Consider the following 21,352-nt stretch of genomic DNA (forward strand, 5'->3'; position numbering starts at 1 on the left):
CGTCCCGGTCGGGCGTGCACGGTTCAGCGGCCGGCGGGCACCTGGCGCAGCCGGCCCAGCAGGTCGGGCACGGGACGCAGCCGCAGCGCGGACCGGGCCGACTCCGCCTCCCTGGGCGGGAGCAGGCGGGGCCCGCGACCGGGCACCAGCCGCGCCGGCCCCGGACCCGGGACGACCGGCAGCTCGCTGAGGCCGCCCTCGGGTCCGCCCCGCTCCCCGACCACCACGGCGCCGGCCAGCCGGTCGTCCGGGACGCCGAGCGCGGCCACCGCCTGCTCGACGGCCTGGGTCACGGCCACCGGGACACCCCACCAGAACGCGCCGCCGGGGACGTCGGACAGCACCAGCACCGCGCCACCGCTGCGCCCCGGCTCCACCCAGCGCACCAGCAGGTCCACCGCTGCCCCACCCGGGGCCACGACGGTGACCACCGTGGCCGTGGTCCGCCCGATGCCGTCGGGCCACAGGTCGACGTCCACCGCGGGCCCGACCGCGCCGACCGGGAACGCCGCAGCCGGCGGCGGTGAGTAGGGCAACGGCGGCCGGGACGGGGTCGTGGGGCGCCCGGACGACGGCGGTGCCGCAGGAGCGGGGGATACCCCAGGAGCCGGCGGGGACTGCGCGGCCGGGGGCCGCGGGGGCTCGGCCCGGCCGCGGCAGGTGCAGGGCGTGCCGGGCGGGCAGTCGCAGGTCTCCTCCGGCCACCACCCGGTCGCGTTCGCGATGGTGCGCACCCAGCGCAGGAACTCCTCGTCCTGGGCCATGGCCACCGCCGTGCCGGCGGCCGCCGACCCGACGCCGACCAGCGCGGCGGACACCGTGGCCAGGGCAGGGGGCAGCCCGGTGCGCAGGCGGGCTGGCTCGGGGCCGTCCTCCAGCAGACCCAGCCGTCGGGCCTCCTCGACGACGGCCCGCACACGCTCGGCCCGCTCGGGCCGGGGCGTGTCCGCCAGCTGCTCGGTGGTGCGGGCGAGCACGGCGACGTCCTGCGCCTGCGTGGCCGGGCCGGGGTGCGCGGTCAGCCTCCCGAGCGCGGACTCGACCCCGGCCACCAGGGCGGCGGCGCGGTCGAGCACGAGGCGGAGCGCGGCCGGCTGGACCGACCGCGCGGCGCGGCCGTCCACCCGGTCGCGCACAGCGGCGAGCTCGGCGCGCGCCGCGAGCGCCTCCGCCCGGGCCCGCGCCCGGGCGGTGTCCACGTCGGCCCGGCCGGCGGCGAGGTCGATGCCCGCCCACCGCGCCCGGCGCGCATCGACGGCCTTGGCGCGCAGCCCCTCGTTGACGAAGGCGGACCGGCCGGCGGCGACGTCCCCGACGGTCGCGACGAGCGCGGCCGCCGGAGCGGTCATGGCGCCCGCCGCACCGGCCGCCACCGCGAGCGCGGGGCCGGTGAGGGCCTGCCAGGCGGCCGGGGAGAGGAGCTCGTGCGGGGGGAGCGAGGTGCTGGCGAGCGCCACCGCACCGGTCGCGACCACCACCGACGGGATCAGCATCCGCCGGGCGGCGGTCAGCACGTGCGGTCGCCCGGTCGACGCCGGAGCGGTGACCGCGGCGGGCTCGTCCACCTCGGCCGACGGCGGGGGCGGCTCCGGTGCCGGTGCGGGGGGCGGGCGACGGACGCCCAGCAGCCGCTCGCGCACACCGGCCGCGACGATGTCGGCCAGCAGCCGCTCGCGCGCCCGGTTCCCGGCCTGCTGCGCGGCGAGCTCGGCGCGGGCGGCCTCGTGGTCGGCCGCCCGCTCGGCCCGCGCCGCGTCGAGCTGGTCGGTCGCGGCTTGCGACCAGCGGCTGCTGGGGCGCTTGCCCTGCTCCTTCGCGACGGCGGCGGAGCGCTCCGCGAGCGCGACGGACACCGCCAGCGCGACCGGTCCCAGGGCCAGCCCGACCGCGGGGGCGATCCCCATCGTGCTGATCCCCAGCGCCGTGGCCGCCAGGGAGGGCACCAGGGATCCCGCCAGGCCCTTGGCCACCGCCCAGCCGGCCGAGGGCACCGCGGTGGGCAGCTCGTCGAGGGCGGCCAGCCGCAGCTGGACGTCCTCGTCCAGCACGGCGCGGCGGTGCGGCCACCCCAGGGCGTCGGGGTCGCTGCCCCGCACGGGCGCGCTGTCCAGCCCCATCCCGGCGGCCAGCTCCCGCGCCCGGGCCGTGGCCGCGGTCCGGGCGCGGCCCCGGGTGGACTCCACCGCCTGCAGCGCCGCCCGCAGCTCGGTCACCCGGGCCCGGTCGGCCGGGCTCAAGGTGCGGGCGTCGACCGGTTCCGACCGCGGCCCGGGGACGAGCTGGTCGGTGGTCGGCCCGGGTTCTGTGGCCGGGTCGGTGGGCGGCTGCGCGGCGTCGGCGTCGGTGCGGGCGTCGGCGTCGGTGCGGGCGGATCGACCCGACCCGCCCGCGGCCACCTCGGCCAGCAGCGCGTCCAGGCGGGCGGCGCGGCGGGCGGCCGCGCGGGACTCGGCGTCCAGGCGACGCCCGGCCTCGTCGTGGGCGGCGGCGTCGGCGGCGTGCTCGGCGGCGGCCCGGGCCGCGCGACGGGCCTCGTCCACGGCGGTCCGCTGCGCCTCGAGAGCCGCCTTGTGCTGGCTCTGCCGGTGCTCGACCACCGCGGTGAGCCCGGCCCCGGCGACGGCCGCCGCCAGGGGCGTCACCGTGGCCAGCGTGACCCCGACCAGGCCGAGGGCCGCGGTCAGCCCGAAGCCGACGGCCCCGAACGTGGCCGCGGTGACCGCTCCGGTGGCGGCCTTGGTCACCCAGGCGCGCAGGCCGGGGGTGGACGGCGTCCGAGCACCGGACTGCCCGGCGTCGGTGGTCGGGTCCGCGGCGGTCCCGTCCACCGTGGTCCGGTCCTCCGTGGTCCGGTCCGCCCGGTGCAGGTCGGCACGGTCCTGCTCCGTCCGGGCCGAGGCCGACGCACGGCCGGGCCCGGCACCGGGCGCGAGGGTCTCCAGCCGCTGCTGGAGGGCGCCCAGCAGCCCCGTCCCGGGGGTCGCCGAGGCCGACGGCTGCCCGGTGAGCTCGGCGAGGGCCGCCGTGGCGGCCTCGGCAGCGCGGGCGGCGGACACGTCGGAGCCGGTGCGGCGCAGCGCCTCCTCGACGGCCCGGTCGTGCACCGCTGCGGCGTCGGGCGGCAGGCCACGCCGGACCTCGTCGGCGGCCCGGAGCAGCTCGGTGAGCCGGGCGAGCCGGCGGTCGGCGACGACGGCGGCCACCTGCCCGGCCACGCCGGCCACCGCGGAGACCACCGCGGCCGTCATGCGGCTGCCGTCCCCGGTGAAGGCCCCGACGGTGAACGCGGCCGCACCCGAGGTGACGGCGCCCAGGGCGCCGCCGAGCACCACCTTGGCCGCTGCCGACCCCGCCGACGGCAATCCGCTGGGCAGCAGCGCCGGGTTCGCGACCAGCCCGAGGACGGCGACGGCGCGCCGTGCCCGGGCCGGCAGCTCGGCCGCGAGCGCGTCGAAGTCCGGCGACCCGCCGTCCCGTGAGCCGTCGGCGGCGTACCCGCCCTCGTCCAGCCCGAGCAGGGGCAGCAGCTCGGCCGCGATGTCGGCGGCTCGCCGCCGCGTGCGCGGATCGGCCGACGTGGCCTGCTCGGCCAGGCGCACGAGGTCGTCGGCGCGGGCCGCGACCTCTAGTGCTCGACCACGCCCCGGTCCGGCCAGCTGCCCGTCGCGCGCTGACGCTTGATCACCGCCCGGACCACCGCGGGCATCTGCGGGTCGTCCGCCCCCACCGAGGGCCACCTCGTCGGATCCCGGGGATCGAGCACCACCCGTCTCGAGCGGTCCACCGCGTCCGGGCCCCAGCGGTACTCGACCGCCTCCGGGCTCTCCGCCACCTTCTCGTACTCCAGGCGCACCGCCATGAGGGGTCTCCGTCAGGGGTCGGGCAGCGTCGGGTTCTCCTTCGAGCAGTGGGCCATCCACCGCACCGGCCCGGCGCTCGGGGTTCTGCGCCGGGGTCAGCTCCCCTGACCGGCCAGCTGCTCCCAGGCCTGCTCCAGGCTCTCGCGCGCCAGGTGCACCGGCCGGACCCGACCGCCGCGCACCATGATCACCGGGGCGCCCCGCCGCGGGGTCGGCCGCGTCACCAGCCAGGCGTCCCGGAACGGGTGCGCCTCCCACGTCCCCTCGGTCGCCTGGTCGTCGCTGCCCGTCCAGGCCAGCGTCGCCGCGACCGCCTGCTCCGGGGTGCCCGGCACTGCCGACCCGGGCTCCGTCCCCGGCTGCGTCGTCCCCTGCGCCTCGTCCTGCGGCAAGGTCCACTCCCTCCCAGGCGGCACCGGGCCGCCGAACCATCGCTTCGCCCCGCCAGATGCCGTGCGGGTAGGCCGGCGGCCACCCGGTCGCCGTCCCGTCCTGGCCGTCGACCCACAGCAGTCCGCGGCTCGTCACGACCGCGTTGAACCAGTGACCGCCGGCGTGCCCGCGGGGCAGTCCGGGCACGTGCCAGTCGACGCCGACGACGGCGACGGTGCCCGCCGGGGCACCGCGCAGCCGGCTCTCCAGGTCGGCCCAGACGTCGGCGGTGAACGCGCTCGTGTCGTCGACGACCGGCGAGCCGTCGGTGGGCGGCACCGGGGCGGGCGCGACCGCCTGCGCCGTCGGTGCCCCACCGGTCCAGGCCCACATCTCGGCGTACTCGCCCCGCTGCGGGTCGCCCCAGGCCGGGCGCACGGCCAGCCCCTGGACGGCGTCGGCGACGCGGCGGGCGCACTCGCCGCAGTTGTTGGCCCACTGCTCGGCCTCCGCCGTCCCCAGCGGGTGGTCACCCAGGTGCGGGTTGACCGCGCCGACCCAGCCGGCGACGTCGCCCCCGGCCACCCGGTGGGCCTGCCGCAGGGCCTCGGCCTCCGTGGTCCCCGGGTCGGTGTAGCGGGTCGGGTCCACAGCCGGGCGCGGCACGCCGGTCTCGTCCTGGCCCGGCTCCCAGGTGGGGGTGGTCGGCAGCTCCGTGGCGACGGGCGCGCCGTCCGGACCGGCCTCGACCTGGACGTAGGGCACCGTGCCGGTGCGCAGGCCGTCGGCCAGGGTGCGGGCGAGCTCGGCCTGCGCCGGGTCGGCGGCGAGGGCCTCGGCCACCTGGCGGAGCGCGGCGTCGACGTCGAGCGGCCCGGCCGGACCGACGACGGCCAGCCGGGGTCCGACCCGGACGACGTCGTGCCCGGCGACGGTGGCCACCGGCTCGGGGGCCGCGCCCAGCGCCTCCGCGACCGAGGAGGTCAACCCGACGTGCGCTGCTGGGCGATCTCCGACACCTCGGTCGCCGGCACCGTCGCGTTGAACACCCCCCGGTCCACCTCCGTCAGCCCCAGGTCCCGGGCCGTCCTGCTGCTGCCCAGGTGCCGCAGCACCAGCTGGTCGCCCTCCTGCGCCATCACCTGGAACGCTTCCCCCCGCCACCGACAGGTCGTCCGCAGCGTCGTCCGCACGGCGTCCGCCCTCGGCACCTCCAGACCCCACCCGCCCGTCGCTCGTGGGGCGAAGCCCTCCGCCGGTTCCGAGGACAGCAGCAGCACCGTCCGCCCCCCGGGCCTGACCGTCCCTCGATAGGTCAGCCCGCGGTGCTCCCAGTACGTCCCGTCCGGCAGCTGCTGTGCGGTCATCCTCGGTCTCCAGGTGAGAGAGGGACGGGGTGGGGTCCTCGACGGCCTGGACCGGCTGGTCCGCGACCGTCAGCCCGTCCGGCGCACCTGCTCGAGGCCGTCCACCTCCGCCTCGGGCACCACCGTCTCCCACCCGAACTTGTCCACCCTGGTCAGGCCCAGCTGCTCGGCCCGGCTCTCGTCCCTGCCCGTCCAGCTCAGCTGCAGCCGCCCCGGGGGATCGCTGCGTCCCACCACCCAGAACACCTCGCCCTGCCACCGGCACCGGGTCGTCAGCTCGACCAGGGTCGCCTCGGCGGCCGGCACCGTCCGGCGCCACCCCCGCACCCGTCCCGGGGTGAACTCCGGGTCCTCCTGGGTCTCGGCGAACACCAGCAAGGTCGTCTGGTCGCCCGTGTCCGACCCGCGGTACGTCCTCCCCCGCCACTCCACGTAGGTCCCGTCCGGCAGGTCGGTCATCGCTCGCGTTCTCCTCGGTCGTCGGGCTCTCCACCCGGGTTGCGCGCAGGTCGGTCCAGCTCTGCGTGTCCGCGTCGTACACGCCGATGCGTCGCTCGTGGCCCTGTCGGTCGATGGCCCACAGCTCGGCGCCGTCCGGCAGTGCGACCGCGTCCTGGAGGTCACCCTCCGGCACCCGGTGGTCGACGCTGCGGGTGAAGCCGTTGCCCGTGAAGGGCGGTCCCGACGTGTTGGTGCCACCCATCGTCGGCCCGTACGGCGTGCTCACGCGGGCGGTCCGCGGGAGGGGGAACCGCAGTGCGGCGACCTCGGAGGTCCCGGGCGGGAACCGCGTTCCGGCGTAGTCCAGCCGGAGCCCCTCCACGATCTGGTCGACCGTCCGCAGGGTGGCGACGTCCTGCAGCCGGGCCGTGAAGCTCTGCGCGTGGGTGGCGCGGAAGACGAACGTGCCGTCGGCGCCCCGCAGCTGGGTGCCGGCCAGGTAGGACTGCGCGAACTCCATGGGCAGCACCCGCTGCACGAGGGTCCCCGGAGGGAACCCGACCGACTCCCGGACGGCGGTCATGACGGCGCGCTGCTCGTCGGTGAGATCGGCGGCGGCCAGGGTCTGGCGCACGGCGTCGAACTGCTCCACGGTCACGCCGGGCGGGAGGTGCTCGGCCACGGAGTCGTGGAAGGACGGTGGCAGCGTGAGTGAGTCCAACCCGAACACGGCGTCGGGGTCGGGGTCGGCGGGTCCCTCGGGGCCGGCGGGGCCCTCCGTGTCGACGGGCCCCGCGACGTCGCCCGGGCTCAGCTCTGGATCCGCCCCCGGTCCGGCCACGTCGTCCTGGGTCAGGCGGCCCTGCGCACCTGCTCCATCCCGGTCACCTCCGACTCGGGCACCTCGACCTCCCAGGCCATCTTGTCCACCCTGGTCAGCCCGATCTCCCCCGCCCGCCTCGGGTCCCCGTCCCACCCGAGCAGCAACCGGGCCGGCTGCCTGCTCCGTGACAGCACCCAGAACGTCTCCCCGCGCCACCGGCAGCGCGACGCCAGCGCGAACCCCGTCGCCTCCGTCATGGGCACCGTCCGCTCCCACCCCCGCACCATGCCCGGGATGAACTCCGGGTCCTCCTGGCTGTCGGCGAACACCACGTACTGGCTCGGCCCGCTCACCGAGCCCCGGTACGTCCGGCCCCGCCACTCCACGTAGGTCCCGTCCGGCAGGTCGGTCATCGCTCGCGTCCCCTCGGGTGGCCGGATCGGTGCTGGGTCCCTCGGTGTCGCCGAGGGTCAGCTCTGGATCCGCCCCCGGTCCGGCCAGGCGCCCTCCCGACCGGCCCGGAGCACCACCCGGCCGATCACCTTCTGGGTCAGTGCGGGACTGATCCCCTGCGGCATCGGGGCCCGGGACGGGTCGTCCCTCGGGATCGACACCAGGTGCGCCGTCGGGTCCTCGGCTCCCCCGAACCGGTAGACCACCTCCGTCGCGGTCTCCGACTCCTTCTCGAACGCCAGGAAGATCGCCATGCTCGCCTTCGTCGAGGGTGCCGGTCCCGGTCAGGTGGCGATCGACGCCCGTTCCGGCCAGGTCCCCGTCGTCCCTCGCCGGTGGCGGAGCCAGCCGGCCACCCACGGCGCCCGGTCCGTCGTGCCCGTCGTCTCGCCGGTCGCCAGGACGATCGTCAACCGCTCGTCCATCGCCTGCGGGCTCGGTCCGTACCGGTACGTCACCTCCCGGTCGGTCAGCTGGTCCCGCTCGACGAACGTCGCCGTCGCCATCGGTCAAGCCCTCCGTCATCGAGCCGTCCCCGGGTGCCGTGGACGGGAAGTACCCCTTGCTCCTGGACGGGGACATCACCCGGCTCAGGCGATGATCTGCCCCTTCGGGATCCACTCCCCGGTTCGCTGCTGCTCCCGCCGGAGCCAACTCGCCACCCGCCGGTCGTCGAGGTCGGTCGACTCCACCGGTTCCCCCGTGTCCCGGTCGAGCATCACCGACCTCGGCTGGTCCTCCCACGTCGGTCCGTACCGGTAGCTCACCGTCGACGCGTCCTGCGCCGTCCGGGTCATGCGGATCCGAAGCGCCATCACGGACCTCCCATGCGTCGTAGGTCTCCCCCCGCGGGGCTGTGCGTTGGCTGTCCCAGTCGTGGTCACGCTGGGTCAGCTCGTGCGCGGTGTCGTAGTCCATCGGCGGGGTGCCCCGCATCAGGGTGAGTTCACGCAGTTCGTGCCGTAGCAGCACGACGTCGGCAGGCGTGTGCGTTCCCGCTCGCAGCCGGATCCACGCCTCGGCCATGTCCGGGTCCTCTGCGAACCGCTGTACGGAGACGCCCTCGCCGTACCGGTCGGGGAGTTCATGGACGTCCTCCATGACGTGCGCCTTGATGGCCGCGATGTCTGCGGGGGTGAAGGTTCCCGCCGGGTTCCCGCGTCCGCGGTCCTCGCCTGCGACGTTGGCCGCGATCGCAGCGACATCGGCCGGATCCGAGCGGAACGCGTCGTACGCGTTCTCCGCCCACGTCCACGCTGCGACCGGGTCCACAGGCCGGTTGCTCCCGCCCGTCGGGAACCCGTTCGGCGACCTGGTCACGTCGCCGTTCGGAGCGGCGTCCCTGGTCAGGCCGTCTGGCCGATCAGGACCGTCCCCCTCGTCACCACGGGGGCGTCCTGCGGGTGGATCTCCAGCCCGATCAGCGGTCCCTCGGGTGTCTCCCGCCGGTGGAAGTCCACCATGGTGACCCGCACCGAGGTGGTCGTCCCCGCCACGGTCAACCCGTCCCCGTTGCGGATCTCCCCCTGCGTCAGCAGGCCGGTCAGCACCGGTCCCCGCCCCGGGATCGCGAACCTGTCCTGCACCAGGTAGTGCGCCCTCATCGGCATTCCTCCCGGGGTCGAGGGCGTCCTCCACCACCGCAGGGCCGACAGGCGGCTGGCCGGTCGAGCCGACGGTGGGCTGCGACGTGGACGGGTCCGCCGTGGTGGACCCGGGTGAGGTGTCGGTCGCCGGGACGGGGGCGTCGACCGCCGTGTCGACGTGCAGGCCGGCGCGGCTGGCCGCGCGCTCCCGAAGGAAGGTCTCGACCTGCTCGCGGGAGAGCTGCTGCTCCGGGGCCAAGCCCTTGTTCAGCTTCTGCGTCAGGTCGTCGACGACCGCGTCCCGGTGCTCGACGGCCTGGCGCAGCGGGTCCGACGCCGGGTCCGCGGCGCTCGTGGTGCTCGGCTGCCCTCCCGTCGACGGCGACGTGGACTGCTGCTCCGCCGGCGACGTGGACGGGTCGGTCGACCCGCCGTCCCGCGACGACTGCGCCGTCGACTGCTGGGAGGACTGCGCGGTCGGGGACGACGAGGAGGTCGCACCCTGCTGACCCGACGGGGTCGAGCTCTGCGGCGCCTGCGGCGACGACGCCTGCGGGGACGACGGGGTCGATCCCTGCTGTCCGGGAGACGTCCCTTGCGTCGTGGACGACGAGGTGGACGACGAGGTGGACGACGAGCTTGCGGACGACGGAGGAGCAGACGACGACTGAGCGGACGACTGCGGGGACGAGGACTGCGAGCCCGGAGACGACGACGCAGAAGACGGAGACGAAGACGGAGACGGAGAAGACGAAGACGGCGACGAAGACGTCGCCGGCGACGACGAGGAAGCCGGCGACGAGGAGGCCGCCGGGGCCGAGGTCGCGCTGGCTGGTGCACCCGCACCGGTGGTCGCCGTCCTGCCCTGCTGCCCCCCGGTCCCCTGCTGCGAACCGCCAGCCTGCTGGCCGCCCGACCCGCCGGCCTGGCCGGTAGCGCCGGCGTTCTGACCCGCTGACCCGCCGGTGTGCCCGGACGAGCTTGCGGCACCGGTGGCCGCCCCCGACGTCCCTCCGGTCTGGCCCCCGGCGCCGGGTGCGGTAGCCGTCGCCGTCACCGGGGACCCGCCGAGCTGGCTCTGGGCGAGGTCGCCGCGGGCGACGGCGTCGGCGCCCTGGTCGAGCAGCGCGTTGCCCAGGGTCTGCGAGGGCCGGGTGACGGCGGAGATGACCTCGACGCTGACCGGGCTGACGGTGCCCGCGCGCCCGGCGCCGCCGAGGGCTGCACCCAGCACGCTCTGCGCCGAGGGCCACGACCACTGGCCGTTGACCAGGCCGTTGGTGACGGTGCTGCTCAACGGGGAGGTGAGGGCGTTGTTGGCCGCCGCGTTGACGGCGTTGCCCGGCCAGCGGCGCACCGCGTTGCCCAGCCCGGGCAGGTTGCCGACGGTGTCGCGGCCCATGCGGTTGAGGGGGAGGTTGCGGGTGGTCCGGCCCAGCAGCGGACCGACCACCCCGCCCCCGACGAGGCCGCCGAGACCGCCGCCGACGGCCGCGGTGACCGTGTTGTTCCAGTCCCACTCACCGCGGGTGCCCTGCGACATCTGCATGGCCTGCGCGATGGAGTCGATGAGGACCTCCTCGGCGACCTCCTCGAACACCTCGCGACCCAGGTGCTGCACGACGTGGTTGCTGACCACGCGGGAGACGACGCCGCGCGAGACGGCCCCGGCGACGGCGGTGGTGGTCTGCCGGGCGACGGCCTGGGTGACCGCCTTGGTGGCGAACTGACGCCCCACGGCCGCCACGATCTTCTGGATGATCTGCCCGATCGCGGTGCGCGCCGTGGCGGCGATGGGGCCGAGCAGCCCGCCGGTGGCGCCACCGGTGAAGAACATGGCCAGCAGCGCGACGAAGGCGGCGATGACGGCGACCCAGAAGGCCACGTTGATGGAGATCTTGCCGAACTGCGTCTCCATCGCGAAGTTGTCGGTCTGCTGCTGCATCGCCGACGCGTTCTGCACGAGCGCGGCCAGACCGGCGTCGGGTGAGGCGATCAGCTGCTGCGCGATGTCCTCGAACACCATGGCCGCGGGCGCGTCCCACCCGGCCCGCAGCGTCGTGGTGGCGTCGGAGAGGTCGGCCGCGGCGTCGCTGAGGTCCTGCGCGAGCGCGGCCCACTCGTCGCGGATGGCCCAGACCGCTGTCTCGCTGCCCTCGGGCCAGCTCTGCCCCGAGACGACCATGGAGACGAGGTCGACGAACCAGTCGGGCTGGTCGCCCACCTGCCAGGCGGGCGTGACATCGCCGCTCACGTCACCCCCTGGAGCATGGTCGTCGGCCGGCGCCGCGGGCGGCGCACGAGAACTGTCCCACCGCGCCCGGCGGCGCGGGGGCGGGGTTCAGGAACCGCTGCCCGGTGTCCCGGCGCCGGAGGCCTGGGCGTCGACGGGCAGCACCTCGGCGGCCTGCTCGGCGTCGGAGGCCAACGAGGTGCCGATGGCGGTCCGCGCACCCTGCCCGCGCTCGTGCAGCTGGGTGGCGACAGCGGTGACGGCGTCGCGCACCGTGCCGGTGTTGTCGACGTAGCCGCCGGCCGCGGAGAACTGCTGCCCCGCCTCGTCGGAGCCCCACGGCCGGGCGGCCTCCATGCCCGCGATCGCGGCGAGGCGCTCGGTGACCGACCGGTTGAGCGCGCCCTCGGCGGCCTCCCAGGCCAGGATGCCGGCGCCGGCCTGCTCCGGGTCGATCGAGACGCTGTTGCCGCTGGTGGACTCCGCCATCGTCAGGCTCCTCGTGTCCGTCGTTCCATGTCGCCGATCACCTGGTCCAGGTCACCGTCGAGCGTGGCCCGCATCTGCTCGGGCGGCACGATGGCCGAGAAGGTGTCGATGACCTGCTCGCGGGCGGCCGCGGCCGCCTTCTGCACCGTGGCGGTGATGGTGTCGGCCAGCTCCCGGGAGTCGGGACGGCGGTAGATGCGCGGGTCCAGGTCGAGCCGGACCAGGTCGCCCTGCGGCCCCACCGTGACCGTCACCAAGCCGTCGCGGGACTTCTCCGTCACCTGCACCGCCTTGGCCCGGGCCAGCAGCGCCGGCGCCTCGGCGACCATCGACTCGAAGCGGTGCTGCAGCTGGTCGGCGTAGGCCCGCAGCGCCGTGGTGTCGGAGGAGGACGGTTCCATGCGACCTCCTCGTCGAGCTGCGCGCGGGGCCGGCACCCCGCGGGGACGTGGGCCGACGATACTGGCCGCGCCGGTTCCCGCACCCGCGGACCGCTCGACGACCGACACCGGGGAGGTGCACGTGGCGCGCTCCCGCGTCCTGCCCGGTGCCGCCGCGGTGGTGGCAGGGGCGCTCGCCGCCGGTGCGCTCGTGGTGGGTCCCGGGGCCGGCCGGGCCGTCGCCGCGGAGGCCTGCGACCAGCCGCCCCCGGCGTCGGCGCAGATCGCCGACGTCCCCTGGCCCCAGCTGCGCTACGACCCGCCCACCCAGGTGTGGCCCTTCGGCACCGGGGCCGGCGTCACCGTCGCCGTGCTGGACACCGGCGTCTCCGCGGCCCACCCGCAGCTGCAGGGCCGGGTGCTGCCGGGCACCGACGTCGTCCGGTCAGGGCCGGCCGACGTCGACTGCACCACCCACGGCACAGCGCTGGCCAGCCTGGTGGCCGCCGGCCAGGTGACCGGCGTCGGCCTGCGCGGCCTGGCCCCCGCCAGCACCGTCCTGCCCGTGCAGGTGAGCGACGACCCGGTCACCGACCCCGCCGCCCAACCCGTGGACCCCGGCCGGGTGGCCGCAGGCCTCGACGCCGCCGTGGCCGGGGGCGCCCAGGTCGTGCTGGTGGGCACGGTGCTCTACCAGGACGACCCGGGGGTGGCGGCCGCGGTGACCCGGGCCCTGGACGCCGGGGTGGTCGTGGTGGCCCCGGTCGGCGACGGGCACGACGAGGAGCTCGGCAACCGCCCCGACCCCGCCTCGATCACCCCCTACCCGGCGGCCTACGACGGCGTGGTGGGCGTCGGCGCGGTCGACCGCGACGGGCAGCGCAGCCGGGGCTCGCAGATCGGCGGCTACGTCGACCTGGTCGCCCCCGGCGGTGACGTCGTGGCCGCCGGCTCCACCGCGCAGGCCGTGTACAGCGGCACCGCGTTCGCGGCGGCGTTCGTGGCGGCCACCGCGGCGGTGCTGGTCGGGTCGCCCGACGTCGTGCTCCCCCCCGGCGCCGACCGCGGGCCGGCGGTCCAGGCGCAGCTGGTCGGCACGGCGACCCCGGCCGCCGGGGTGCTCGGCTACGGCGCAGGTGAGCTGTCACCGTCGCGCGCGGTCACCGAGCCGCTGGTCGCCGGCGACCCGTCCGCCCTGCCGGGGTACCGGCCGCCGCCGCTCGACGAGGCCGCCGAGGCACGTGCGGAGACGGTGGCCCGGGCCGACCGCACGGCGGTGCGCTGGGCCGCGGGCACGGCGGTGCTGGTCGTGCTGGTCGTGCTGGTCGCGGTGGTGGTCCCCCGGGCCCGCCGCCGCCGGTGGCGCGCGGGTGCACCGGCCCCGGCCCGCCGGGTCGAGCGCGATCCCGAGTTCGTGCCCGGCGACGCCCTCTTCCGGGCACCGCCGCTGCCCTGACCGGCCCGACCCCGAGCGCACGACGGCCGCCCCCCGCGGTGCGGGGGGCGGCCGTCGGACGGTCGTGCGGGATCAGCCCGAGACGAGGCTGACGTTGGCCTGCTCGGTGGACTGCGAGGTCTCCGCCGAGGAGTTCAGCGCGGCCTGGAAGGAGATGAGGGCCTCCTTGATCCGGTCCGCGGCCGAGTTCCACTGCTGCTGGCGGGCCGAGTAGGCCACCTGCGCATCGCTGGTCCAGGTGCTCATCAGCGAGTTCACCTGGTTGTTCACCTCGCTCAGCGAGGTGTCGAGGCCGGAGGCGGCACTGTTGACGAAGCCCGCGGCCTCGCTCTGGAGCGCCCAGCTGACCTGGTACTCACCACCACTGCTCATGACTGCTCCTTCTCCGTGCGCTCGATCAGCGGACGAGGCCGCTGGTGATCCCGGTCGTGACGCTCTCGACGTTGGTCATGTAGCCGCGCTGGTCGGCGTCGCCCTGGGTGTAGTTGACACCGGCCTGGCCCACCGACTGGGCGATGGCGCCGAGGGCTGCGTTCATGTTGCTGCTCTCGGTGGCCACCGTGGCCTTGACCTGGGTGAACGCGGCGGCGAACTGCCCGCGGGACTGCGCCTCGAGGGTGGCCAGGTTGCTGTTGAGCGTGGAGAACAGCGAGTTCAGCTGCTGCGACGCCTCGGAGGCCGAGCGCGCGAACGCCGCCATCTGCTCCGGACTGGCACCGGTTCCGTCTGCCATGTTGTTCCTCATCCCTCCAGATCGGCCGGGTGGGTCGACCGGTTCAACCGTGGTGACGCCTGGGGCGCCGGTGAGCACGGCGAACGGTACTGGACAGGACCGCACCGTGCGAACCGTTGTCCACAGGCCCGGGACCGGCGGTCAGCCCGCGCCGGCGGCCAGCTGCGCGCTCAGCGGCGAGCCGGCGGGCACCCGTGCGACCAGGGCGGCGGGCATCGGCACCGGGTCGACGCCGGCGTAGCCGAGCACCCCGGCGGTGGCCTCGTCGGGCACGCGGTAGGCCCGGCCCTCGTCGGTGACGAGGAAGAGGAACCCGTCGGCGGCCGAGTCCGAGCCCTGGGCGCGCACCAGCGCCCCCCCGCCGGGCGGGACGACGACGGCGTCGGCCAGCACCGTGCCGTCGGCGGTGCGCTGCTCGGTCAACGCGGCCGACGACGCGTCGACGTCGGCCCCGAGCGCCACCGCCGGCCGCTCGTCCACGCCGTCGAACGCCGCGCAGACTGTCTCGGTCGCCGAGGTCACCGGGAGGGTCTCGGGCTGCTCGTCGGGCGGGTCGGCCGGCCCGCGCTCGGGCAGCGGCACGAGGGTGGCGGCGTTGGTCTGCGCCGGGCGCACCGGCAGGGCGGTGGGCGGGGCACCCCCGTAGGCGAGCGCCGACAGCGCGGGGTCGGCCAGCAGCAGGTCGGCCTGCACCCGCGAGATGCCGACCAGGCGGTCGGTGTCCACCTGGTAGTAGAGCTGGCCGCCGGACTCGGACTCCACGACCACGACCTGGCCGGCCACGGCGCCGGGCAGCGCCGAGGAGGGCTGGCCGCGGGAGGCGACCGGCGCGGGGGCCAGCGGCTCCCCCTCGGGCAACCCCGACAGCCACGCCGTGCCGACCTGGACCTGCACCTCGTCACCCAGGGTCAGCCCCTGCAGCACGGCACCCTCGTCGGGCACCGGGTACTGGACGCCGCCCCAGACGTAGTGCAGGGTGCCGCGCTCGACGTCGCGGGCCAGGAACCCGGCGTCCCCGGCCGACCGGCCGCCGTCGGCGGTGCCGCCGACCACGAGCGCGGTGCGGGTGACCTCCTCGCCGCTGGCCAGCTCGACCGGCGCCGCGCACAGCGTCCACGGCGCCCCCACGAGCTGGTCGGGGTCGGGCACCGCATCGGGGGCGTCGGCGATGCCGAGGGCCTGCCCGCGCGGGGCGCCCGCGAGCGAGGCGCGGGAGACCTCGACGACCTCGGAAGTACCGACCAGAAGCGCGGCGGAGACGAAGTTGGCGACCGGGTGGAGGTGGAAGACCCCCGCCTGGTCGGGCAGCCACACGAAGCGGGCGCCGGTCTCCTCCATGAGGATGACGGCCTGGCCGTCCTTCCACCGGTCGTTGCCCCCCGGCGAGACCACGCCCACCACGCCGGCGACCGCCAGGGCCAGCACGGCGACCATGACGCTGCCGAACACCGCCCCGCCCATGCGGCGCAGCGGGCTCTGCGCCGGGTCGGTCTCGCGCAGCACCACCCCGGACACCACGCGCTTCACCAGGAACTGGTAGCTCTGGTAGAGGTCCCGCCTGCTCGCCACCTGCGGCCCCCGTCAGCCGTACAGGCCGCGGACGTAGCCGTACAGGCCCAGCACGGCGCAGGCCACCGGCACGACCGCCAGCACCAGGACGACGTCGAGCACGTCGGCCACCCGTCCCAGGTAGGGCCCCGGCGCGCGGTGCCGGAAGGCCAGGCCCGCGGCCAGCACCGCGGCCGCGGTCACCACCAGGGCCGGGACGACGGCGGCGACCACCCACGCGGCGGGCAACGCCGCGGCCGAGACGCCGAGCACCAGCGCCGGCAGCAGGCCGCCGGCCAGCAGCGGCAGGCGGTGACGGGCCGCGGGGAAGAACCTCGCCCGCAGGGTCGAGACCGCCGCCACCAGCGCCACCAGCCACAGCGCCGAGGTGCGACCGCTCCCGACCAGCAGCGGCGCGGCCAGCACCGACGTCGCCGCTCCCCCGCCGAGGATGCCGGTGAGCAGCTCGTCGGTGCGCCGCACCCGGGCCCGCACCCGTGCCCGCCCGACCGGCGGGGGGTCGGCGACGAGGTCCTCGGTCGTGGCGGGCAGCGCCGGCACGGGCAGCTTGCCCAGCCGCAGCGACAGCAGCGGGGCCAGCGGGGTCAGCAGCACGACCAGGACGACGACGACGGCGGCGGCGTCGACCCCGTCGACGGACCCGGCGCGGGCCAGCAGCGCCCCCACCGCGCCCAGCAACCCCACGACGACCCCGCCGACCGGGTACTGCGTGCGACCGGCCACGCCGACCACCCCGGCGGCCGACACCAGGACCAGCGCGAGCGAGCCGCTGAGCACCTGCGCCCAGCCCAGGTCGCCCAGCGGCTGGTCACCCAGACCCACCACCGCGCCCCCGGTGGCCGCCGCGACCATCGCCACCACGGCCGGCGCCGTCCCGGCCTCGGCGTCGGAGGCCAGCCGGGCCAGCAGCACACCGCCCACCAGGGCCACGAGCGCCAGCCCGAGCGCGACCAGGCCGGCGGTGGTGGCGTCGGGACCGGTGAGGGTGAGGCCCAGGGCCAGCAGCAGCGCCGCGCACGCCACCCCGACCCCGGCACGCCGGGTGGCGACCGGGCCCCAGTCGGGGCTGGTGGCCCGGGCTGCGCCGGCGATGGCGTCGACGACGTCGTCGTAGTCCAGCTCGGGCCAGTCGTCCTGGCGCGGCACCAGGTGCAGCACCTCGCCGTCGCGCAGCTCCTGCCCGGCCAGCGACCGTGCGGGGTCGACCAGCTGGCCGTCGACCCGGCGCAGCACCCATCCGCCGTGCTGCTGGCCGTCGTCGGCCAGGCCCTCGCCGGCGTTGCGCAGCAGGGCCGGCAGGAGCTCGGCCACCGGCACCGAGTCGGGCAGGGCGACGTCGACCCGACGTCGTGGCGCGGCCACCGTCACCCGGGCGAGCCCACCCCCGAGGGACCGCGTCACCTGGCACCACCCATCCTGCGTCGGTCGGCAGCCGGTCCTGCGACCCCGGTCGCCCGGCCGGGCCATACGATACGGATCACTCCCGCAGCGCAGGGCCGACCGGCCCGGACCCGCGGGCACCGCCCGGTCGGCAGCTGCGAGGAGGACCCATGAGCACCGTGGTGCTCCGCCGCCAGCCGCGGCGCGACGCCCCCGAGCTGCCCAGCGGCGAGGTCGTGCTCGACCCGCCGCCGGAGATCCCCACCGGGGGCAAGCGCTGGGGCCAGGTCCTCATGATGCTGCCGATGCTGGCCGGCGCGGGGGCGATGGCGCTCCTGTTCTCCCAGGGCCGCGGGGGTCCCCTGGGCTACGTGGCCGGTGGCCTGCTGGGCGTCTCGGCCCTGGGCATGGTCGCCATGGGGCTCATGAACTCGGGTGGGCAGAGCAAGCGGCAGCTGGCCGAGGACCGCCGGGCCTACATGCGCCACCTCAGCCTGCAGCGGCGCAGCGTGCGCCGCACCGCCGAGGCCCAGCGCGAGGCGATGCTGTACCGGCACCCCGAGCCCGACCAGCTCTGGGTGACCGCGGCCAGCCACCGCCTGTGGGAGCGCCGCCGCGAGCACGCCGACTTCGGCGTGGTGCGCATCGGCCGCGGCCCGCAGGCCCTGGCCACCCCGGTGGTGCCGCCGCAGACCCGTCCGCTCGACGAGCTCGAGCCGCTGTGCGCCAGCGCGCTGCGCCGCTTCGTGCTCACCTACTCCGTCGTCCCCGAGCTGCCCGTCGCCATGGCGGTCAACGGCTTCGGCCGCGTGCACGTGCTCGGGCCCGCCGAGCGCCGCCGCTCCCTCGCCCGCGCCGTCGTCGCCCAGCTCGCCGTCCACCACAGCCCCGACGACCTGCTCGTCGCCGTCGCCGCCGGCAACGAGGAGCGCGCCGGGTGGGAGTGGACGAAGTGGCTGCCGCACGCCCAGCACCCCGAGCGCTCCGACGCCCTGGGCCGGCTGCGGCTGGTCACCCCCACGGTGCCGGCGCTGGAGGCGCTGCTGGACGACTTCCTCGCCGTCCGGCCGCGGTTCGACCCCAGCGGCAGCGGGGCCCCGGTCGGTGGGCCGCACGTGGTCGTCGTGCTCGACGGCGGCGAGGCCGCCGGCTCCAGCCACCTCATGACCGACGGCGGGGTGGAGGGCGTCTCCGTCCTGGACCTCTCCACGCCCCCGCCGCGGTTGCTGGACCGGGGCACCCTGGTCCTCGAGATCGACGCCGACGGCGCGATCAGCAGCCGCACGACCGACGGCACCGCCGTCATCGGCCGGGCCGACGAGCTCGCCCCGGCCCTGGCCGAGTCCCTGGCCCGCCAGCTCGCGCCCTTCCGGCTCTCGGCCGGCAGCCGGGGCGGGGACGCCGCGCTGAGCACCGCCACCGGGCTGGCCGACCTGCTCGACATCGCCGACCCGTTCTCCTACGACGTCGACCGCGGGTGGGCTCCGCGGCCCAACCGCGACCGGCTGCGCGTGCCCATCGGCATCGGGCCCGACGGCGCCCCCGTCGAGCTCGACCTCAAGGAGTCCGCGCAGGACGGCATGGGCCCCCACGGCCTGCTGGTCGGCGCGACGGGCGCCGGCAAGTCCGAGCTGCTGCGCACGCTGGTGCTCGCCCTGGCGGTCACCCACGACAGCGAGACGCTGAACTTCGTGCTGGTCGACTTCAAGGGCGGCGCGACCTTCACCACGCTGGACCGGCTGCCGCACACCAGCGCCGTCATCACCAACCTGGCCGACGAGCTGCCGCTGGTCGACCGCATGGTCGACGCCATCAACGGCGAGCTGCTGCGCCGGCAGGAGCTGCTGCGCTCGGCGGGCAACTACAGCTCGCTGCGGGACTACGAGCGGGCCCGCACCTCCGGCGTCCCGCTGCCGCCGGTGCCCACGCTGCTGATCATCTGCGACGAGTTCAGCGAGCTGCTCAGCGCCAAGCCCGACTTCATCGACCTGTTCGTGCAGATCGGCCGGGTCGGCCGCTCGCTGGGCGTGCACCTGCTGCTGGCCAGCCAGCGCCTCGAGGAGGGGCGGCTGCGCGGGCTGGACACCCACCTCTCCTACCGCATCGGCCTGCGCACCAACTCGGCCATGGAGAGCCGGGTCGTGCTGGCCTCCCCCGAGGCCTTCGAGCTGCCGCGGGCCCCCGGCCACGGGTTCCTCAAGTTCGGCACCGACCCGCTCGAGCGCTTCCGCGCCGCCTACGTCAGCGGCACCCACAAGCGGCCCACCGAGCGCCGCGAGGTGGGCGCGACGGGCGGTCCGGTCGTGCACGCCTACGACACCCAGTACCTGGCCCCGCCCGTACCGGCCGCGCCGGCCGAGGGCGAGCCCGAGCCGGCCGCCGACGATGCCTCCGCCGAGTCCTCCGTCGGCGAGAGCCTGCTCGACGTCCTGGTCGACCGCATGGAGGGCCGCGGCACCCCGGCCCACCAGGTGTGGCTGCCGCCGCTGGCCGAGCCCCCCACGCTGGACCTGCTCCTCCCCCCGCTCGTCGAGCACCCCGAGCGGGGCTGCACCGTCGACGCCCCTGACCTGTGGGGCACCCTGCGGGCCACGGTCGGCGTGGTCGACCGGCCGGCCGACCAGCGGCGCGACCCGCTGGTCCTGGACCTCTCGGGCGCCGGCGGGCACGTCGCGGTCGTCGGCGGTCCGCAGTCGGGCAAGAGCACGGCGCTGCGCAGCCTCGTCGCCTCGCTGGCGCTCACCCACACCCCCCGCGAGGTGCAGGTCTACTGCTTCGACTTCGGCGGCGGCACCCTGGCCGGCCTGCGCGAGCTCCCGCACGTGGGCACGGTGTCGGCCCGCAGCGACGCCGACCAGGTGCGGCGGACCGTCGCCGAGCTGCAGGGCCTGCTGACCCGCCGCGAACTGGCCTTCGCCCGGCTCGGCGTCGACGGCATGGCTACCTACCGGCGCCGGCTGCGCTCGGGCCAGGTCGCCGACGACCCCTACGGCGACGTCGTGCTCGTCGTCGACGGCTGGCTCACCGTGCGCAACGACTTCGAGGACATCGAGGCCGCCGTCACCGACCTGGCCACCCGCGGCCTGTCCTACGGCATCCACGTGGTGGTCGGTGCCGGGCGGTGGCTGGACCTGCGCCCGGCCATCCGCGACCTCTTCGGCACCCGGCTCGAGCTGCGCCTGGGCGACCCCGGCGACTCGCTGCTGGACCGCCGCACCGCCGTGAACGTGCCGGCCGAGACCCCGGGCCGGGGCATCACGCCCGAGAAGCTGCACGTGCTCACGGCGCTGCCGCGCATCGACGGCGAGCAGCGCACCGACGACCTCGCCGACGGCGTCGCCGGCCTGGTCGACGCGGTGCGCAGCCGGTGGCAGGGGCCGGTGGCCCCCGGCGTCCGGCTGCTGCCCTCACTGGTCGAGCACGGGCAGCTGCTGGCCGACCCCAACCAGGGCATCGCCATCGGCATCACGGAGGCCGACCTGTCGACGGTGCACCTGGACCTGCGCAGCGAGCCGCACCTGGTGGTGTTCGGCGACGCCGAGTGCGGCAAGAGCACGTTCCTGCGCTCCTTCGTCCGCCGGGTCACCGAGCAGTGGACGCCCTACGACGTCCGCGTGCTGACCCTGGACTTCCGGCGCAGCCTGCTCGGTGCGGTCGGCGACGAGCACAGCATCGGCTACGCGACCTCGGCGCCGATGGCCCGCGACATGGTCGCCGAGGTGGCCCAGGTGATGCAGGGCCGGCTGCCCGGCCCCGACGTCACGCCCGCCCAGCTGCGCGACCGCAGCTGGTGGGACGGGCCCGAGCTGTACCTCGTCGTCGACGACTACGACCTCGTGGCCGCCGCCAACCCCAACCCGCTGGCCCCGCTGCTGGAGTTCCTCGCCCAGGGCCGCGACATCGGCCTGCACGTCGTGCTCACCCGGCGCAGCGGCGGGGCGAGTCGGGCCCTGTTCGAGCCGGTGCTGCTGCGGCTGCGCGAGCTGGCCACCCCCGGCATCGTCATGGACGGCGACAAGGGCGAGGGCGCGCTGGTGGGGTCGGTCAAGCCCATGCCGCAGCCCCCGGGCCGGGGCTGGTTGGTGACCCGCCGGCGGGGCACCGAGCTGGTCCAGCTGGCCTGGCTGCCGCCGGAGGCCTGACTGCCGCCCACCGGCCGCGACCTGCACCGGACCGGTCCGGGCCGGTACCCTTCCCGTCGCGAGACCGA

Annotated in this window: 18 protein-coding genes and 1 pseudogene; 4 read left to right on the plus strand and 15 right to left on the minus strand. The window is 76.4% G+C overall.

Annotated elements, in window-relative coordinates:
- Positions 1 to 23: 23 nt before the first annotated feature.
- The 8 genes from TEK04_RS01130 to TEK04_RS01165 form a co-directional block, all read right to left on the minus strand.
- On the minus strand, positions 24 to 5,219 hold the full coding sequence (locus tag TEK04_RS01130) for a toxin glutamine deamidase domain-containing protein (protein WP_336402454.1): 5,196 nt from the start codon (positions 5,217 to 5,219) through the stop codon (positions 24 to 26).
- Positions 5,216 to 5,599 carry a hypothetical protein gene (locus TEK04_RS01135; RefSeq protein WP_336402455.1) on the minus strand — a complete coding sequence of 128 codons (384 nt, stop codon included), beginning with the start codon at positions 5,597 to 5,599 and terminating at the stop codon, positions 5,216 to 5,218. Before TEK04_RS01135 ends, TEK04_RS01130 begins: the two co-directional genes overlap by 4 nt.
- A 69-nt stretch (positions 5,600 to 5,668) precedes the next feature.
- Positions 5,669 to 6,058, minus strand: coding sequence for a hypothetical protein (locus TEK04_RS01140; RefSeq protein ID WP_336402456.1), 390 nt, complete (start codon positions 6,056 to 6,058; stop codon positions 5,669 to 5,671).
- Between the two features lie 834 nt (positions 6,059 to 6,892).
- Entirely contained in the window at positions 6,893 to 7,276 is a 384-nt protein-coding gene (locus tag TEK04_RS01145; RefSeq protein WP_336402457.1) for a hypothetical protein, read from the minus strand.
- Between the two features lie 57 nt (positions 7,277 to 7,333).
- Positions 7,334 to 7,570 (minus strand): hypothetical protein, encoded by a 237-nt coding sequence (locus TEK04_RS01150; protein ID WP_336402458.1) that lies wholly within the window; start codon positions 7,568 to 7,570, stop codon positions 7,334 to 7,336.
- Positions 7,571 to 7,600: 30 nt separating this feature from the next.
- Entirely contained in the window at positions 7,601 to 7,822 is a 222-nt protein-coding gene (locus tag TEK04_RS01155) for a hypothetical protein (protein ID WP_336402459.1), read from the minus strand.
- Between the two features lie 84 nt (positions 7,823 to 7,906).
- Positions 7,907 to 8,131 (minus strand): hypothetical protein, encoded by a 225-nt coding sequence (locus tag TEK04_RS01160; RefSeq protein WP_336402460.1) that lies wholly within the window; start codon positions 8,129 to 8,131, stop codon positions 7,907 to 7,909.
- A gap of 531 nt (positions 8,132 to 8,662) precedes the next feature.
- Positions 8,663 to 8,920: a hypothetical protein gene (locus TEK04_RS01165; RefSeq protein ID WP_336402461.1), complete on the minus strand. Its 258-nt coding sequence runs from the start codon at positions 8,918 to 8,920 to the stop codon at positions 8,663 to 8,665.
- 86 nt (positions 8,921 to 9,006) lie between these two features.
- Between TEK04_RS01165 and TEK04_RS01170 the strand changes: the two genes are divergently transcribed.
- Both TEK04_RS01170 and TEK04_RS01175 read left to right on the plus strand, forming a co-directional pair.
- Positions 9,007 to 9,411 (plus strand): hypothetical protein, encoded by a 405-nt coding sequence (locus TEK04_RS01170; protein ID WP_336402462.1) that lies wholly within the window; start codon positions 9,007 to 9,009, stop codon positions 9,409 to 9,411.
- A gap of 1,103 nt (positions 9,412 to 10,514) precedes the next feature.
- Entirely contained in the window at positions 10,515 to 10,892 is a 378-nt protein-coding gene (locus TEK04_RS01175) for a hypothetical protein (RefSeq protein WP_336402463.1), read from the plus strand.
- Here the strand turns inward: TEK04_RS01175 and TEK04_RS21410 are convergent.
- The 3 genes and pseudogenes from TEK04_RS21410 to TEK04_RS01185 form a co-directional block, all read right to left on the minus strand.
- Positions 10,782 to 11,087 (minus strand): annotated as a pseudogene (locus TEK04_RS21410) (WXG100-like domain-containing protein); the annotation flags it as partial. The gene TEK04_RS01175 and the pseudogene TEK04_RS21410 overlap by 111 nt on opposite strands.
- A gap of 156 nt (positions 11,088 to 11,243) precedes the next feature.
- Complete coding sequence (locus tag TEK04_RS01180; protein WP_336402464.1) at positions 11,244 to 11,624, minus strand: hypothetical protein; 381 nt, start codon at positions 11,622 to 11,624, stop codon at positions 11,244 to 11,246.
- Positions 11,625 to 11,626: 2 nt separating this feature from the next.
- Positions 11,627 to 12,025: a YbaB/EbfC family nucleoid-associated protein gene (locus TEK04_RS01185; protein ID WP_336402465.1), complete on the minus strand. Its 399-nt coding sequence runs from the start codon at positions 12,023 to 12,025 to the stop codon at positions 11,627 to 11,629.
- A gap of 121 nt (positions 12,026 to 12,146) precedes the next feature.
- Between TEK04_RS01185 and TEK04_RS01190 the strand changes: the two genes are divergently transcribed.
- Positions 12,147 to 13,460: a S8 family serine peptidase gene (locus TEK04_RS01190; RefSeq protein ID WP_336402466.1), complete on the plus strand. Its 1,314-nt coding sequence runs from the start codon at positions 12,147 to 12,149 to the stop codon at positions 13,458 to 13,460.
- Between the two features lie 72 nt (positions 13,461 to 13,532).
- On the opposite strand, the gene TEK04_RS01195 is transcribed toward TEK04_RS01190, so the two are convergent.
- The 4 genes from TEK04_RS01195 to eccD form a co-directional block, all read right to left on the minus strand.
- Complete coding sequence (locus TEK04_RS01195; protein WP_336402467.1) at positions 13,533 to 13,832, minus strand: WXG100 family type VII secretion target; 300 nt, start codon at positions 13,830 to 13,832, stop codon at positions 13,533 to 13,535.
- Between the two features lie 25 nt (positions 13,833 to 13,857).
- Positions 13,858 to 14,193: a WXG100 family type VII secretion target gene (locus tag TEK04_RS01200; RefSeq protein WP_336402468.1), complete on the minus strand. Its 336-nt coding sequence runs from the start codon at positions 14,191 to 14,193 to the stop codon at positions 13,858 to 13,860.
- Between the two features lie 141 nt (positions 14,194 to 14,334).
- Positions 14,335 to 15,762: a type VII secretion protein EccB gene (eccB, locus tag TEK04_RS01205; RefSeq protein ID WP_336402469.1), complete on the minus strand. Its 1,428-nt coding sequence runs from the start codon at positions 15,760 to 15,762 to the stop codon at positions 14,335 to 14,337.
- Between the two features lie 12 nt (positions 15,763 to 15,774).
- Positions 15,775 to 17,163, minus strand: a complete 1,389-nt coding sequence (gene eccD / locus TEK04_RS01210) for a type VII secretion integral membrane protein EccD (RefSeq protein ID WP_336402470.1) — start codon at positions 17,161 to 17,163, stop codon at positions 15,775 to 15,777.
- Between the two features lie 149 nt (positions 17,164 to 17,312).
- On the opposite strand from eccD, the gene eccCa reads away from it, so the two are divergent.
- On the plus strand, positions 17,313 to 21,284 hold the full coding sequence (gene eccCa, locus TEK04_RS01215) for a type VII secretion protein EccCa (protein WP_336402471.1): 3,972 nt from the start codon (positions 17,313 to 17,315) through the stop codon (positions 21,282 to 21,284).
- The last annotated feature ends 68 nt before the right edge of the window (positions 21,285 to 21,352 follow it).

The organism is Klenkia sesuvii, assembly GCF_037083825.1.
Classification (GTDB): Bacteria; Actinomycetota; Actinomycetes; order Mycobacteriales; family Geodermatophilaceae; genus Klenkia; species Klenkia sesuvii.

Excerpts from the sequence above, each read along its gene's own strand:
- TEK04_RS01150 (WP_336402458.1), bottom strand. The coding sequence starts at position 7,570 with ATGGCGATCTTCCTGGCGTTCGAGAAGGAGTCGGAGACCGCGACGGAG.
- TEK04_RS01165 (WP_336402461.1), bottom strand. The coding sequence starts at position 8,920 with ATGAGGGCGCACTACCTGGTGCAGGACAGGTTCGCGATCCCGGGGCGG.
- TEK04_RS01200 (WP_336402468.1), bottom strand. The coding sequence starts at position 14,193 with ATGGCAGACGGAACCGGTGCCAGTCCGGAGCAGATGGCGGCGTTCGCG.
- TEK04_RS01135 (WP_336402455.1), bottom strand. The coding sequence starts at position 5,599 with ATGACCGCACAGCAGCTGCCGGACGGGACGTACTGGGAGCACCGCGGG.
- TEK04_RS01180 (WP_336402464.1), bottom strand. The coding sequence starts at position 11,624 with ATGGCGGAGTCCACCAGCGGCAACAGCGTCTCGATCGACCCGGAGCAG.
- TEK04_RS01145 (WP_336402457.1), bottom strand. The coding sequence starts at position 7,276 with ATGACCGACCTGCCGGACGGGACCTACGTGGAGTGGCGGGGCCGGACG.
- eccCa (WP_336402471.1), top strand. The coding sequence starts at position 17,313 with ATGAGCACCGTGGTGCTCCGCCGCCAGCCGCGGCGCGACGCCCCCGAG.
- TEK04_RS01160 (WP_336402460.1), bottom strand. The coding sequence starts at position 8,131 with ATGGCGCTTCGGATCCGCATGACCCGGACGGCGCAGGACGCGTCGACG.
- TEK04_RS01140 (WP_336402456.1), bottom strand. The coding sequence starts at position 6,058 with ATGACCGACCTGCCGGACGGGACCTACGTGGAGTGGCGGGGGAGGACG.
- TEK04_RS01195 (WP_336402467.1), bottom strand. The coding sequence starts at position 13,832 with ATGAGCAGTGGTGGTGAGTACCAGGTCAGCTGGGCGCTCCAGAGCGAG.
- TEK04_RS01185 (WP_336402465.1), bottom strand. The coding sequence starts at position 12,025 with ATGGAACCGTCCTCCTCCGACACCACGGCGCTGCGGGCCTACGCCGAC.
- TEK04_RS01155 (WP_336402459.1), bottom strand. The coding sequence starts at position 7,822 with ATGGCGACGGCGACGTTCGTCGAGCGGGACCAGCTGACCGACCGGGAG.